The organism is Thauera sp. (genome assembly GCF_047601425.1).
GTDB lineage: Bacteria > Pseudomonadota > Gammaproteobacteria > Burkholderiales > Rhodocyclaceae > Thauera.
The window spans coordinates 1,968,282-1,981,422 of sequence record NZ_JASGJL010000001.1 but is presented as its reverse complement, the minus strand read 5'-3'; the positions used below and the strand labels follow the sequence as shown (position 1 = coordinate 1,981,422).

13 protein-coding genes and 1 pseudogene are annotated in these 13,141 nt (G+C 64.1%); 10 read left to right on the top strand and 4 right to left on the bottom strand.

The genetic code is table 11. The annotated features are described in order from the left end of the window. Positions 1–140 precede the first annotated feature (140 nt). Entirely contained in the window at positions 141–377 is a 237-nt protein-coding gene (locus QM748_RS09760; RefSeq protein WP_415246795.1) for a hypothetical protein, read from the top strand. 73 nt (positions 378–450) lie between these two features. On the opposite strand, the gene QM748_RS09755 is transcribed toward QM748_RS09760, so the two are convergent. After that, positions 451–894, bottom strand: coding sequence for a universal stress protein (locus QM748_RS09755; protein WP_415246794.1), 444 nt, complete (start codon positions 892–894; stop codon positions 451–453). A 125-nt stretch (positions 895–1,019) separates the two neighbouring features. On the opposite strand from QM748_RS09755, the gene QM748_RS09750 reads away from it, so the two are divergent. Both QM748_RS09750 and QM748_RS09745 read left to right on the top strand, forming a co-directional pair. Next, entirely contained in the window at positions 1,020–2,429 is a 1,410-nt protein-coding gene (locus QM748_RS09750) for an MBL fold metallo-hydrolase RNA specificity domain-containing protein (protein ID WP_415246793.1), read from the top strand. Between the two features lie 124 nt (positions 2,430–2,553). After that, positions 2,554–4,240, top strand: a pseudogene (locus QM748_RS09745) (PHA/PHB synthase family protein). 9 nt (positions 4,241–4,249) lie between these two features. Here QM748_RS09745 and QM748_RS09740 read toward each other — a convergent pair. Further along, entirely contained in the window at positions 4,250–4,933 is a 684-nt protein-coding gene (locus tag QM748_RS09740; protein ID WP_415246792.1) for a Crp/Fnr family transcriptional regulator, read from the bottom strand. Between the two features lie 103 nt (positions 4,934–5,036). On the opposite strand from QM748_RS09740, the gene QM748_RS09735 reads away from it, so the two are divergent. Beyond that, positions 5,037–5,426, top strand: a complete 390-nt coding sequence (locus tag QM748_RS09735; RefSeq protein WP_415246791.1) for a SirB2 family protein — start codon at positions 5,037–5,039, stop codon at positions 5,424–5,426. 57 nt (positions 5,427–5,483) lie between these two features. Here the strand turns inward: QM748_RS09735 and fnr are convergent, their stop codons facing one another. Then, complete coding sequence (fnr, locus tag QM748_RS09730) at positions 5,484–6,230, bottom strand: fumarate/nitrate reduction transcriptional regulator Fnr (protein WP_415248045.1); 747 nt, start codon at positions 6,228–6,230, stop codon at positions 5,484–5,486. Between the two features lie 146 nt (positions 6,231–6,376). On the opposite strand from fnr, the gene hemN reads away from it, so the two are divergent. From hemN to ppa, 3 genes are all read left to right on the top strand, one after another. Beyond that, complete coding sequence (gene hemN, locus QM748_RS09725; RefSeq protein ID WP_415246790.1) at positions 6,377–7,768, top strand: oxygen-independent coproporphyrinogen III oxidase; 1,392 nt, start codon at positions 6,377–6,379, stop codon at positions 7,766–7,768. Positions 7,769–7,882: 114 nt separating this feature from the next. Beyond that, on the top strand, positions 7,883–8,593 hold the full coding sequence (locus QM748_RS09720) for a sulfite exporter TauE/SafE family protein (protein ID WP_415246789.1): 711 nt from the start codon (positions 7,883–7,885) through the stop codon (positions 8,591–8,593). A gap of 105 nt (positions 8,594–8,698) precedes the next feature. Then, positions 8,699–9,226 (top strand): inorganic diphosphatase, encoded by a 528-nt coding sequence (gene ppa, locus QM748_RS09715; RefSeq protein ID WP_415246788.1) that lies wholly within the window; start codon positions 8,699–8,701, stop codon positions 9,224–9,226. A gap of 74 nt (positions 9,227–9,300) precedes the next feature. On the opposite strand, the gene QM748_RS09710 is transcribed toward ppa, so the two are convergent. Beyond that, a complete protein-coding gene (locus QM748_RS09710) occupies positions 9,301–10,968 on the bottom strand; it encodes a sigma 54-interacting transcriptional regulator (RefSeq protein WP_415246787.1) in 1,668 nt (555 codons plus the stop codon). 575 nt (positions 10,969–11,543) lie between these two features. Here QM748_RS09710 and QM748_RS09705 point away from each other — a divergent pair. The 3 genes from QM748_RS09705 to QM748_RS09695 are packed head-to-tail and all read left to right on the top strand — an operon-like array spanning position 11,544 to position 13,118. Further along, entirely contained in the window at positions 11,544–11,807 is a 264-nt protein-coding gene (locus QM748_RS09705) for a phenol hydroxylase subunit (RefSeq protein ID WP_415246786.1), read from the top strand. A 33-nt stretch (positions 11,808–11,840) separates the two neighbouring features. Further along, complete coding sequence (locus tag QM748_RS09700) at positions 11,841–12,836, top strand: aromatic/alkene monooxygenase hydroxylase subunit beta (protein WP_415246785.1); 996 nt, start codon at positions 11,841–11,843, stop codon at positions 12,834–12,836. 12 nt (positions 12,837–12,848) lie between these two features. Further along, a complete protein-coding gene (locus QM748_RS09695) occupies positions 12,849–13,118 on the top strand; it encodes an MmoB/DmpM family protein (protein WP_415246784.1) in 270 nt (89 codons plus the stop codon). Positions 13,119–13,141: the final 23 nt, after the last annotated feature.

The following is a 13,141-nucleotide window of genomic DNA, read 5'->3' as shown; positions in this document are numbered from 1 at the left end:
CTGCCCGGCCACGGCTGCCCTGCCATCGGCAGTGATTATCGACTCCCGGTCCCCATCATGCGCAGCATGGCCGAAGCCGGTGGGTTGGAACGGGCCGGTGAGAGCAGTGTCATAATTCTCCCATACGAAGGAGAGACTCGATGCTGAAATGGATACAGGTGCTCTGGCCTTCATTCCTGGTTGCCGCAGCGGCAGAGGCAGTCTTTTTCACCGTGATCGATCCGCAACAGCTCTATCTGTTTGGCCAGCCGGTCGATTATGGGAAGTTGGCCACCTATTCGATCGGCTTTCTCGGTTTCTGGCTGGTGTGTGCGGCCTCCAGCCTGTGCACGATCTTCCTGCAACGCAGTGCCAGCGAACTGAATCGCCGGAATTGATGCCCCGCTGAAATGCAGGACGGCCCGTAAGGGCCGTCCTGCATTTCAGCGCCGGTATCTTGCAGTCGCTTGTTCAGCGATAGACAAGGACCGGAATCTTGCTGTGCGTCAGCACTTTCTGGGTTTCGCTGCCGAGCAGCAGGCCGGCGATGCCACGACGGCCGTGCGAAGCCATGAAGATGAGATCGCAGCCGTGGCGGTCCGCGGCATCGATCACTGCCTCATAAGGAATTTCATTGACGACCGTATCGGTTGCTGCCACGACTCCTTCGCTGTCGGCCACCGCTTTCGCCCTGTCGAGGATGGATTGTGCTTCCGCCGCGGCGGATTTTGCGAACTGTTCCGGCGTGGTGGGGTCGATCAGGGCGCCTTCACCGTAGATCGGCATCGGGAAGTCGGGCTGGGCGTAGAAGAATGTGATCCGGGCACCGGCTTCACGAGCGAACGTCACCGCGCGGGAAACCGTGCCCTCCGACAGCGTGGAACCATCAGTAGGAACGAGGATGTGCTTGAACATGGTGCTTCTCTCCTGTCGGTTGTGAGCAATTCGATTATAGCCGGCTGTACCTCGGCATCGGGTTTGACCAGGGTCAAACGGTATGCCGCTCGAGGGGCGCATCGTTGATGGCAAGGAGATATCGGATGAAACTGAGCTTCATGGGGGCGGCTGGTGAGGTGACGGGATCCTGCCTGCGGGTCGATCACGAGCATGGGAGTTTCCTCGTGGATTGCGGCCTGTTCCAGGGCGGAAGGAGTGCGGAAGTGCGGAATCGCCGAGCGCTGGATTTCGATCTCGGGCAGATCGATTTCGTGCTGCTGACGCACGCCCATCTGGATCACACGGGGTTGGTGCCACGTCTTGTCGCGCTCGGCTACAAGGGACCGATCCTGGCTACGCCGGCGACTGTGGATCTGCTCGGCATCATGTTGATGGATTCCGCGCACATCCAGGAGAAGGAAGCAGAGTGGGCCATGCGCAATACACGCAATCGCCGTGCCCGCCACCGCGCGGAGATGGCGCCGCTCTACACCGTCGAACAGGCCCGCGCCAGCCTGGCCCGTTTGCGGCCCGTTGCCTATGAGACGGAGTTCAGGCCGGGAGCGGGAGTGCGCTGCCGTTTTCGTGAAGCGGGGCACATCCTGGGGTCGGCGATCATCGAGATCGATGTGGGTGAAGGCTCTGCGGCGAAGCGCCTGGTGGCGTCGGGTGATCTCGGCCAGCCGATGCGCCCGGTGGTGCGTGACCCGGTGCGTGTGGAGCGTGCGGATGTGCTGTGCGTGGAATCGACCTATGGCAACCGTGCCCACCGGCCGCTCGGGGCCACTTACGACGAACTGGTCGATGCCCTGCAGCAGACCCTGTACGGGCGAGGTGGAAATGTGGTGATTCCGGCATTCGCGGTCGGACGCACACAGGAAATCCTCTTCGTGCTGGCCGATCTGGTGCACATGGGCCGCCTGGGTCCGCTCAAGGTCGTGGTCGATTCGCCGATGGCGTCGGCAGTCACGGCGCTGACCCTGGATCATCGCGAGCTCTGGGATGAGGAAACACAGGCGCTCCACGCCTGGTGGCAGTCCAACCCGGAGCGTTTCCATGTCAACTTCGTCCAGGATGTCGAGGAGTCGATGGCGCTCAACGAGGTACGTGGCGGGCTGGTGATCATTTCGGCAAGCGGCATGTGCGATGCAGGTCGAATCCGCCATCATCTGGCGCACAACCTCGGCCGCAGCGAATGTGCGGTCGTCATCGCGGGTTTCCAGGCTGCGGGCACGTTGGGGCGCAGGCTGGTCGATGGAGCGCAGCAGGTCACGCTGTTCGGCGAGCGGGTCCCGGTGCGTGCCCGTATCCATACCATCGGCGGTCTGTCCGCGCATGCCGACCAGCCGGCGCTGCTCGACTGGCTCGGGCAGTTCAGGCAGCCGCCGCAGCATACTTTCGTCGTCCATGGAGAGCCGCTCGGCGCACTGGCGCTGGTCGATGCCATCCAGGGCAGGCTGGGATGGCGGCAGGTGGTGATGCCCGCAGCCGGGCAGCCCTACGTCATCCAATGAGCTTGGGAGATCGAACATGAACCAGAAGAAGAATGGACCGGCGAAGAAGCGGGTACAGCGGAGCAATGGGACGGCCAGGCAGCTCGAATCTGCCGTGCCGCGGCCGCCGGAGATATACAAGACCCTGCATCGCATCAACGAAGGCATCGCCGAGGCGGCCGATCCGCTCGGTCTGGCGGCACCCATCGTTCATGCACAGCTCGCCTGGCTGGCCCATCCCCAGGAACTGGCGGAGCGTGCCGTGCGGCTGTCGTCCGATCTGTGGCGTCTGCAGTGGCATACCTGGAACCGTGCGGTCGGCCTGCCCAGCAGCGATCCGATCGAGCCGCATCAGGATGACACGCGTTTTGCCGATCCGGTGTGGACCGAGTCGCCGACCTGGGACCTGATCAAGGAATGGTATCTCGCCTTCACCCACCATACCCAGGACATGCTCTACGAGACCCCGGCCCTGTCGAACAAGGAGCGGCGGCGGGCGGCATTCTGGTGGAGGAACTGGCTCAATGCGGTGTCACCGACCAATTATCTGCTGACCAATCCGGTGGCCCTGCGCAAGGCACTGGAAAGCCGCGGCTCCAGTCTCGTGAAAGGCTTCGAGAACTTCATCGCCGACCTGAAGGCAGGCGACATCAGGATGACCGACCCGGACGATTTCAAGGTCGGCGAAAACCTCGCCACCACGCCGGGTCAAGTGATCTTCCGCAACCGCATGCTGGAAGTCATCCACTATGCGCCCAGCCAGCCGCGTGTCCATGCCGAGCCGGTCGTCATCGTCACGCCCTGGATCAACAAGTTCTACGTGCTCGACCTGAACCCGAAGCGGAGCATGGTCCGCTTCCTGCTCGACCAGGGGCTGGACGTGTTCATCACGAGCTGGAAAAACCCGGATGCGTCGATACGCGACGCCACCTTCGACGACTACCTGCTCGACGGGGTCGAAACCATCATCCGCGTCGCCCGCGAGTTCACCGGTGCGGACAAGGTGCACGCGGTCGGCTACTGCATCGGCGGCACGGCGCTGTCGATGTACATGGCCTGGGCCAACCGCCGCTATGGCGAGGACGCTGTGCCGGTCGCTGACTGGACGCTATTCACCACGCTGATCGATTTCCACAAGCCAGGTGATATCGAAGTCTTCATCGACAAGAGCAGTATCGACTACCTGTGCAACAAGATGGAGCAGAAGGGCTACCTGGATGGGGCCGAGATGGCAGCGTCCTTCCGCCTGCTGCGCTCGAACAGCCTGATCTGGCAATACGTGGTCAACGGCTGGCTGTATGGCGAGACGCCGCCGCCCTTCGACGTGCTCTACTGGAACATGGATTCCACCCGCATGCCGCATGCGATGCACGCCTGGTATCTGCGCGAGCTCTACCTGCACAACAAGCTGATCCAGCCCGATGCGCTGGAAGTGGCCGGCGAGAAGCTCGATCTGTCGCTGATCCGCCAGCCCCTGTATGCAGTGGCGGCGGAGGACGACCACATCGCGCCCTGGCGCCAGACCTTCGCCATCAACAACCATGTCACCGGCAGCCGGCGCTATGTGCTGTCCAGTTCCGGGCACATCCTCGGCATCCTGAATCCGGTCGTGCATCCGCCGAAGCGGCGCTACTGGGTGGCGGATACGCATCGCTCCGATACCACCGACTCCTGGCACCAGCGCGCCGAACCGCATGAAGGCAGTTGGTGGGAGGACTGGATGCGCTGGCTCAAGCCGCGTGTCGGCCCGGAAGTTGAACGCGCGTCCGGCCGCGAACGACAGCTTCCCGGCGCTGTGTCCCGCACCGGGAAGCTACGTGCTGGAGCCCTGAGGCGCCGGTTCAGACCTGATGGCGTGCCAGGCGGGCAGGGTCGTGCAAGGTGATGTGCTTGCCGTGCACGCTGATCAGGCCGGATTCGCTGAGATCGTGGAAGATGCGCGACAGCGTCTCGGGCGTCAGGTTCAGGCGCGAAGCGATCACCTGCTTGCTGGTGGGCAGGTCGATCTCGCATGGCGAGTCGCTGTCGGCGACCTGCAGCAGATAGCCGATCACGCGCTGGATGCTGGAGCGCAGGGAATAGGTTTCGACGTCGTGGACCAGGCTGTGCAGCCGGATCGACATGCCGGCGAGCAGCTTGTGGGCGAATGACGGGTCCTGGTCGATCAGTTCGCTGACCACTGCCTGGCCGATGTGGATCAGCGTCGTTTCCGTCAGCGCTTCGGCGAATACCGGATAGGGTTTGTTCATGAACATCACCGCTTCGCCGAAGCTCTGCATCGGGCCGACGATCTCGACGACCTTCTCCGTACCCTGGGGGGAGGAAAAGGCAAGCTTGACCTGGCCCGAGACGACGAAGTAAAAGCCATGCGGCTGGTCGCCGCGCTGGAACAGGACTTCGCTGCGGGCGATGTGGCGGTCGCGGGTGTAGCGGCCGACGCGCTCGAGGTCGGCGTCAGACAGTTCGCTGAACAGCGGGATGCGCTTGAGCAGCGTGGGAATGTCTATGGGTGGGGGGCTGGCCATGTGCGGGCGCTCCTGGGTGGGAAGCCGTCTCGTTTGTCGGCCTCCATTCTAATTGAGGGCAGGGGCCGTGGCGGCTGTGGCGCCCCTGGAAAAGAGGAAGAACATGTATTTCGCCATCAAGCACCTTCACGTCACCTGTGTGGCGCTCAGCATCCTGGGTTTCCTGCTGCGAGGCTACTGGATGATCAGCGGCAGCCCATTGCTGAAGAGCCTGCCGGCGCGGGTGCTGCCCCATGTCGTCGATAGCGTCCTGCTGATCACTGCCATCGTGCTCGCCGTGATGATCCAGCAGTATCCCTTCCAGGCCGACTGGGTGACGGCCAAGGTGATCGGGCTCATCGCCTACATCCTGCTCGGCACCATCGCGCTCAAGCGCGGCAGGACGTGTTCCCAGCGGGTGTTCGCGTTTGCTGCGGCAGTTGCGGTGTATGCGTGGATCGTGTCGGTGGCGTTGACCAAGAACGCTGCGGGCTATCTGGCTGCCGTTGCCTGAAGCGCCAGTCGGGATAGGTCGAGGGGGAGGGCGCCGCAGGCCAACCGGCAGGGGCTTTCAGCGTCCGCAGCCTGCCGTCTGGTGCTGGACCAGCTTGCGCAGCCTGGTGCTGTCGATCAGGCGGATGTGCTTCTGCTGCACGGAGATCAGGCCTTCCTCCTGGAAGCGTGAGAATGCGCGCGACACGGTTTCGAGCTTGAGGCCAAGGTAGGAGCCGATTTCCTCGCGCGTCATGCGCAGGTGGAATTCGGCTGCCGAAAAGCCGCGGGCGGTGAAGCGCTGCGACATGTTGAGCAGGAAGGCCGCCAGCCGCTCCTCGGCGCGCATCGAGCCGAGCAGCATCATCACGCCGTGGTCGCGCACGATCTCGCGGCTCATGACCTTGTGGAACTGGTGCTGCAGGCCATCGACCTCATGCGACAGCTGCTCGAGCTTGGCGTAGGGAATCACGCACACTTCGCTGTCTTCCAGCGCCACCGCGTTGCAGCTGTGGCTTTCGGTGCTGATGCCGTCCAGGCCGAGGATCTCGCCCGTCATCTGGAAGCCGGTCACCTGGTCGCGGCCGTCCTCGAGCAGCACGTCGGTCTTGAACGAGCCGGCGCGAATCGCGTAGATTGCCTCGAAAGGGTCGCCTGCGCGGTACAGGCTCTGCTGGCGCTTGACCTTGCGGCGCCCGCCGACGAGTTCGTCGAGCTGGTGCAGTTCGCTGTCGGACATACCGAAGGGAAGACACAGCTCCACGAGATTGCATTGCGAACAGGCCGTCTTCAGCCCGTTCATGGTCACTGGCACGCTTGCCCTCATCTGCACGATAATTCCGTTCCCTTCAGACACTGTCTCGGGCGCCCCCACCAGTCCATCGGTTCCGGTCCGTCCCTGCCCGTTGATCCACGTCAACCAAAATATTGTGGTGTTCTGCCATTGTTCGGCAGACACTCAAGCTTCAGATCATGACCGACCAGAACGAACTCATTTTCGACCCGCAGCTCATCCGCCGATTCGACATCAACGGTCCGCGGTATACCTCCTATCCCACTGCGGATCGCTTCGTCGAGGCATTCAACGCCGATGCCCTCAAGGATTGGCTTGCCAAGCGAGCCATCGGCGGCGTCAGCAAACCTCTTTCATTATACTTCCACATCCCGTTCTGTAACACGATCTGCTACTACTGCGCCTGCAACAAGATCATCACCAAGGATCACGGGCGATCGGCCAAGTATCTGAAATACCTGGCCAAGGAGATCGAAATGCAGGCCGCCTGTCTGGAGGGCGGCCACCAGGTGACGCAGCTTCACCTGGGCGGCGGAACGCCCACCTTCCTGTCGCACGACGAAATGCGGCAACTGATGGCTTCGGTGCGCGAGCATTTCACGCTGGTGCCGAACGGCGAATATTCCATCGAAGTCGACCCGCGCAAGGTGGACTACGACACCGTCGCGCTGCTGGCCGAACTCGGCTTCAACCGCATGAGCGTCGGTGTGCAGGACTTCGCCGAGGATGTCCAGCGAGCGGTCAACCGCGTCCAGAGCTTCGACGAAACCAAGCTCGTCATCGATGCCGCGCGTGCCAACGGCTTCAAGTCGGTGAGCATGGACCTGATCTACGGGCTACCCAAGCAGAACGTGATCAGCTTCAACCGCACGCTCGAACAGGTGCTGGAAATCTCGCCCGACCGCATCTCGCTCTACAGCTATGCGCATCTGCCCGGCCTGTTCAAGCCGCAGCGCCGCATCTCGCAGGACGACATGCCCACCGCCGACACCAAGCTGCAGCTGCTGCAGCTCGGCATCCGCCGCCTGACCGAAGCAGGCTACGTCTATATCGGCATGGACCACTTCGCCAAGCCGGACGACGAACTGACCGTCGCCCAGCGCCAGGGCCGGCTGCACCGCAACTTCCAGGGTTACTCGACCCAGGCCGAATGCGACCTGCTGGCCTTCGGCGTGTCGGCGATCGGCAAGATCGGCCCGGTGTATGCGCAGAACGTCAAGACGCTCGACGACTACTACGACGCCCTCGACCGCGACGAGCTGCCGGTGCTGCGCGGCATCGAGCTGAATGCGGACGACCTGCTGCGGCGCTCGATCATCCAGGCGCTGATGTGCCACTTCGAGCTGTCGATGCAGTCGATCGAGATCGCCCACCTGATTAATTTCCGCGAGTACTTCGCCAGCGAACTCGCCGACCTGCAGGAAATGCAGAAGGCCGGCCTGGTGAAGATCGACGGCGACTGGATCAGCGTCGAGCCGGCCGGCCGCCTGCTGGTGCGCGGCATCGCCATGGTGTTCGACCGCTACCTGCGCGCGGACCGCGAACGTGCGCGCTACTCGCGCGTGATCTGACGAGGATAGGGGCTGTGCCCGGGCGGGCGAGCCCGCCTGCGTCGCCGCGCCGCAGCCTTGCGGCGTGCCTGTGCGTAAAATGGGCAGCCTTTCCTCTCCTTTCTTCACTGCTCCATGCCTGAAACCGGCTACCTCGCCGTCTTCCTGATCGGCCTGCTCGGCGGCACGCATTGCGTGTCGATGTGCGGCGGCATCGTCGGCGCGCTCACCGCCCAGGTGCAGGTGCCCGGCGGCAGGCCGCAGTGGCCGCTGCACCTGGCCTACAGCATCGGCCGCATCACCACCTACACCGCGCTCGGTGGCCTGGTGGGCGCGCTGGGTTCCGTCGGCATGCTGTACGACGGCATGCTGCCGGTGCAGATGGGCCTGTACGTGCTCGCCAACCTGATGCTGGTCGCGCTCGGGCTGTATCTCACCGGCTTCACCCGCCTGCTGGCGCCGGTCGAGCGTGCCGGCCACGTGCTGTGGCGTCGCATCCAGCCGGCGACGCGGCATTTCCTGCCTGCGCGCTCGGTCAAGCAGGCCTTGCCGCTGGGCCTGCTGTGGGGCTTCATCCCCTGTGGCCTGACCTATTCCATTCTTGCCACCGCCCTCGTCACCGGCTCAGGCGCGCGCGGCGCCGGGCTGATGCTCGCCTTCGGCCTCGGCACGCTGCCCAACCTGCTGCTCGCCGGCATGCTGTTCAAGCGCTTCCGCGACTTCACCCGCAACCCCAAGGTGCGTTTCGCCTCCGGCCTGCTGGTACTGGGCTTCGGCGTGTTCGGCCTTATCCATGCGCCCACGCTGGGCGGCGCGCTGTGGGAAGGTGTGGTCTGCCTGACCTGACGTTCCGGGTCGGGTGCCGCAGGTGTGGCTCGGGGGTGATGATGCAGTGCAAGACCTGTTCATTTCCCCCTATAATCCGCGCACAATTTTCCACGGGAGGGAATCATGGGTTTCGATCTGGTCAGCGCCGGCAAGGACGTGCCGAACGACATCAACGTCATCATCGAGATCTCCGCGCAGGGCGATCCGATCAAGTTCGAAGTGGACAAGGACAGCGGTGCCGTCTTCGTCGACCGCTTCATGGGCACGTCGATGCGTTATCCGCTGAACTACGGCTACGTGCCGCACACCATCGCTGGTGACGGCGATCCGGTCGACGTGCTGGTCGTGACGCCCTTCCCGCTGGCCCCCGGCGTCGTCATCCGCTGCCGCCCGGTCGGTGTGCTGAAGATGGAAGACGAAAGCGGCGTCGACGCCAAGGTCGTGGCCGTGCCCGTGTCCAAGCTGACCCCGCTGTACGACAAGGTCCAGACCACCGACGACCTGCCCGAACTGCTGATGAAGCAGACCGTGCACTTCTTCGAGCACTACAAGGATCTGGAGCCGGGCAAGTGGGTCAAGGTCGTGGGCTGGGGCTCGGTCGAGGAAGCCAAGAAGGAAATCGTTCACGGCCTGGCTGCCGCCAAGAAGTAAGCCGCGCCGTTTCCGGCGTGCCGAAAACGCCCGCGCATCCGCCTTCTCATGGCGGATGCGCGGGCGTTGTCCATTCAGCCGGCCTGTTTCTTGATCCGGTAGTTGAGCTGGGGCCGCGTCATGCCGAGCAGCCGGGCTGCTGCGGCAAGGTTGCCATTGGCCCGAGCCACTGCGCGATTCAGCAGGCTTTGCTCGAATGCCTCGAGTGAAATGCCGGACTCCAGCACGGCGGCGACCAGATCCCGTGGCGGCGGCTGAGCCGCCTCGAGCCCGCCCTGGGCGCTGAGCGCGTGTTCCTGGCAGGCGTCCGGCAGGGCGCCGATGAACAGGTGCTCGACTTCGATCAGGCCGTTTTGCGGCGCCAGGATCGCTCCGCGCTCGAGGACGTTCTCCAGTTCGCGGACGTTGCCGGGCCAGGGGTGCTGCTTCAGGGCGTGCATCGCCTTGTCGCTGACGCCGGCGAGGCGCTTGCCGTGCAGCGTCTCGAAGCGGCGGACCAGGGCTTCGACCAGGGCCGGGATGTCGCCGATGCGCTCGCGCAGCGGCGGAATCGTCACCGGATAGACGTTGAGGCGGTAGAACAGGTCGCGGCGGAAGGTGCCGGCGCTGACTGCCTTCTGCAGGTCGACGTTGGTGGCGGCGACCAGCCTGACATTGACCTTGCGCGTGCGCTCGTCGCCCAGCCGCTCGATTTCGCCCTCCTGCAGCACACGCAGCAGCTTCGCCTGCGCGGGCAGGGGCAGTTCGCCCACTTCGTCGAGAAAGAGCGTGCCGCCATGCGCGCGCTCGAACTTGCCCGCGCGCGAAGCATGGGCGCCGGTGAAGGCGCCGCGCTCGACGCCGAACAGTTCCGATTCGATCAACTCGTCGGGCAGCGCCGCGCAGTTGACCGCGACGAAGGGTTCGTCCTTGCGCGCGCTCATGTCGTGCAGGGTGCGGGCGAAGCGTTCCTTGCCGACGCCCGTTTCGCCGAGCAGCAGCACCGACACGCTGGTCGCGGCGGCGCGGCTGACCAGGTCGTAGGCGTGGAGAAAGGACGAAGTGCTGCCGATCAGGTCGGGTGTCTTGCGCGGACAGGCGATGGTGCGGCGCATCGCCTCGATCTCCTCGCGCAGCTCGAGCAGGCGGCCGACGATCGAATCGGCCTCGAAATAAGGCCTGAGCTCGTCCGCGTCCGGCCATTCCTCGGCAGGCTTGCCGACGATCCGGCAGGTCTCGCAGCCGGTTGCCGCGCATTCGGTTTCCTTGAACAGGATGAAGCGCCCCATGAAGGCGCTGGTATAGCCCGAGGCGTAGCCGATCATCATCCAGCACACCGGCTGGTCCACTTCGCCGTAGGCCTGCATGTGGGCCTCGGCCTCCCAGGTGTCGTGCCACAGGAACTCGGCATAGAAGCTGTCGCCCGGGCCATCGAACTCCAGGCGCACCGGCTCGACCCGCGCACAGCCTTCCAGCATGTGCAACTGCGGGCCGACGACGAAGGCATCCGCGGGTTCGCTCGCGCGGCGGGCCTTGCGCGCAAGTTCGGCGTCGCGCATGCCGGAGGCGAAGCCGATGCGCGTCAGGATGCGTCGCGCCTGCTGTCGGCCGACTGAGGCGATCAGTTCCTTGCGCAGTTCGGACATCGCGCCCACATGCAGCAGCAGCATGCGGTGCTCGCCCAGCCAGATGTGCCCGTCCTCGGGCGTGAACCGGAGCAGGCTGCGCAGGTCGGCGCTCTCCGGGTATTGGATGGTGGTCAAGGTCTCCTCCTGATGCACGTCGTCTCCGCTCTGCGGCGGATGGTCTTCCTGCGACCCTGTCGTCGTCCGGATATCGGGCGAAGCTTAAACGAGCCAGGTGTGTTTTGGGGTCGAAAACCGCGCATCCGAACGAAAATCTCGAGAAATAGCTCGCTGGCATGATCGTGCCGATGCGCTGCGGGGGAACCGGCAGCGCGGACCAATTCGTTCAATCAGTGACCGCAAGATCGAGACGCCAGGGAAGGGCGCCCGATCGGTTCTCGCGGAAACCGGGGCTTGAGCGGACGACTGCCCGGGAGAAGGGCAAACGAGGGCGGGCCGGCAGACGGATGTCTCCGGCCCGTCCTGCTTTCCGCGGTTGATGTTGCACGGCAATAAATCCAGTGAATCAAATGATCACTCAATTGGATCGATTGATCATTTGGTGAAGCGCCGGGCATTGGCGATATGCGGACGAATATCGAGATAAATGGAAAACAGCGTGTAAACGGTGAGTTTTGCGAGATTGGCACGGAAGTTGTTTATGGCTGTCCTGTCGCGATTCCGCATTGATCAAACCGGAGGAGGGGAAGGACATGAAGCATGTCGAGCCTGCAATCGACGTCAGCCGCAAGTTCGTGCGCCTCATCGAGCGCAGGCCGGATGGGTTCGTCGAGTTCGAGTTCGCCATCGGCGACCCCGAGCTCTACGCCGAGATGCTGCTGCCGGCCGAGGGCTACGCGTCGTTCTGCCAGGCCAACGCCGTTACTTTCCTCGAGCCCCGGCAGGAGGAATGCGCGGAAGAGGCCCAGGACTGGAACTGGAATCTGCATCAAGCCACGCAACAGCGTTTCCGCTGAGCGCGGCCATACGACGAAAAGGAGGAGCTATTCATGCAGATGGATCTGCGCACCGTGAGCATCAAGCCCTTGCGGCACACCTTCGACAACATCGCCCGCCGCATCGGCGCGGACAAGCCGGCATCCCGCTACCAGGAGGGGACGCTGGACATGCAGCAGGAGGCGAACTACCACTATCGCCCGACCTGGGACCCCGAGCACCTGATCTACGACCGCGACCGGACGGCGATCAGGATGGCCGACTGGTACAGCTTCAAGGACCCGCGCCAGTTCTACTACGGTGCCTACACCCTTGCCCGCGCCAAGCAGCAGGACACCGCCGAGGCCAATTTCGACTTCGTCGAGAACCGCGGCCTGGCTGAGACGCTGCCGGACGAAATCCGCGACACCGTGCTGGCGCTGCTGATCCCGCTGCGGCACGTGGCCTGGGGCGCCAACATGAACAACGCCGCCGTCTGTGCCTATGGCTACGGCACGGCCTTCACCCAGCCCTGCATCTACCACGCGATGGACCAGCTCGGCATCGCCCAGTACCTGACCCGCGTCGGCCTGCTGCTGGGCGACGTGGATTCGCTCGATGCGGGCAAGCAGGCATGGATGGAAGACGACACCTGGCAGGGGCTGCGCCGCTACGTCGAGGACACCATGGTGCTGCGCGATCCGTTCGAGCTGTTCGTGGCGCAGAACGTGGCGCTCGACGGCCTGCTGTACCCGCTGGTGTACGAAACGATCATCGACGACGTGCTTTCCTCCAAGGGCGGCACGCCGGTGGCGATGCTGACCCAGTTCATGACCGACTGGCATGCCGAAACCCGCAAGTGGATCGACGCCACGGTCAAGACCGCCGCCGCCGAATCGGCCGACAACAAGACCGTCCTTGCCGGCTGGATCGGCCAATGGCGCGATCGCGCGGCGGCGGCGCTGCTGCCGGTGTCGCGCATCGCGCTGGGCGAGCGCGCCGACGAACTGACCGCCGAGATCGTCCAGCAATTCAACGCGCGCATGGCCAAGGCCGGCGTGCCCCTCTGAGGAATTCCCCCAATGTCCACCGTATTCATCGCGCTGCAGACCAACGAAGAAACCCGCCAGGTCATCGAGGCCATCGTGCAGGACAACCCCGATGCCGTCGTCAATGAACAGCCCGCGATGGTGAAGATCGACGCCCCGGGCAGGCTGCTCATCCGCCGCGAGACGATCGAGGAGCTGATCGGCCGCCCGTTCGACCTGCAGGAGCTGCAGGTCAATCTGATCACGATGAGCGGCAACCTCGACCAGACCGACGACGAGATGGTCCTGTACTGGAACGCCTGAGCCGGCACGCCAAGGAGACACCC

Bases quoted from the DNA above. Each gene is read 5' to 3' on its own strand.
- QM748_RS09760 (WP_415246795.1), top strand. From the start codon at position 141: ATGCTGAAATGGATACAGGTGCTCTGGCCTTCATTCCTGGTTGCCGCA.
- QM748_RS09755 (WP_415246794.1), bottom strand. From the start codon at position 894: ATGTTCAAGCACATCCTCGTTCCTACTGATGGTTCCACGCTGTCGGAG.
- QM748_RS09750 (WP_415246793.1), top strand. From the start codon at position 1,020: ATGAAACTGAGCTTCATGGGGGCGGCTGGTGAGGTGACGGGATCCTGC.
- QM748_RS09740 (WP_415246792.1), bottom strand. From the start codon at position 4,933: ATGGCCAGCCCCCCACCCATAGACATTCCCACGCTGCTCAAGCGCATC.
- QM748_RS09735 (WP_415246791.1), top strand. From the start codon at position 5,037: ATGTATTTCGCCATCAAGCACCTTCACGTCACCTGTGTGGCGCTCAGC.
- fnr (WP_415248045.1), bottom strand. From the start codon at position 6,230: ATGAGGGCAAGCGTGCCAGTGACCATGAACGGGCTGAAGACGGCCTGT.
- hemN (WP_415246790.1), top strand. From the start codon at position 6,377: ATGACCGACCAGAACGAACTCATTTTCGACCCGCAGCTCATCCGCCGA.
- QM748_RS09720 (WP_415246789.1), top strand. From the start codon at position 7,883: ATGCCTGAAACCGGCTACCTCGCCGTCTTCCTGATCGGCCTGCTCGGC.
- ppa (WP_415246788.1), top strand. From the start codon at position 8,699: ATGGGTTTCGATCTGGTCAGCGCCGGCAAGGACGTGCCGAACGACATC.
- QM748_RS09705 (WP_415246786.1), top strand. From the start codon at position 11,544: ATGAAGCATGTCGAGCCTGCAATCGACGTCAGCCGCAAGTTCGTGCGC.
- QM748_RS09700 (WP_415246785.1), top strand. From the start codon at position 11,841: ATGCAGATGGATCTGCGCACCGTGAGCATCAAGCCCTTGCGGCACACC.
- QM748_RS09695 (WP_415246784.1), top strand. From the start codon at position 12,849: ATGTCCACCGTATTCATCGCGCTGCAGACCAACGAAGAAACCCGCCAG.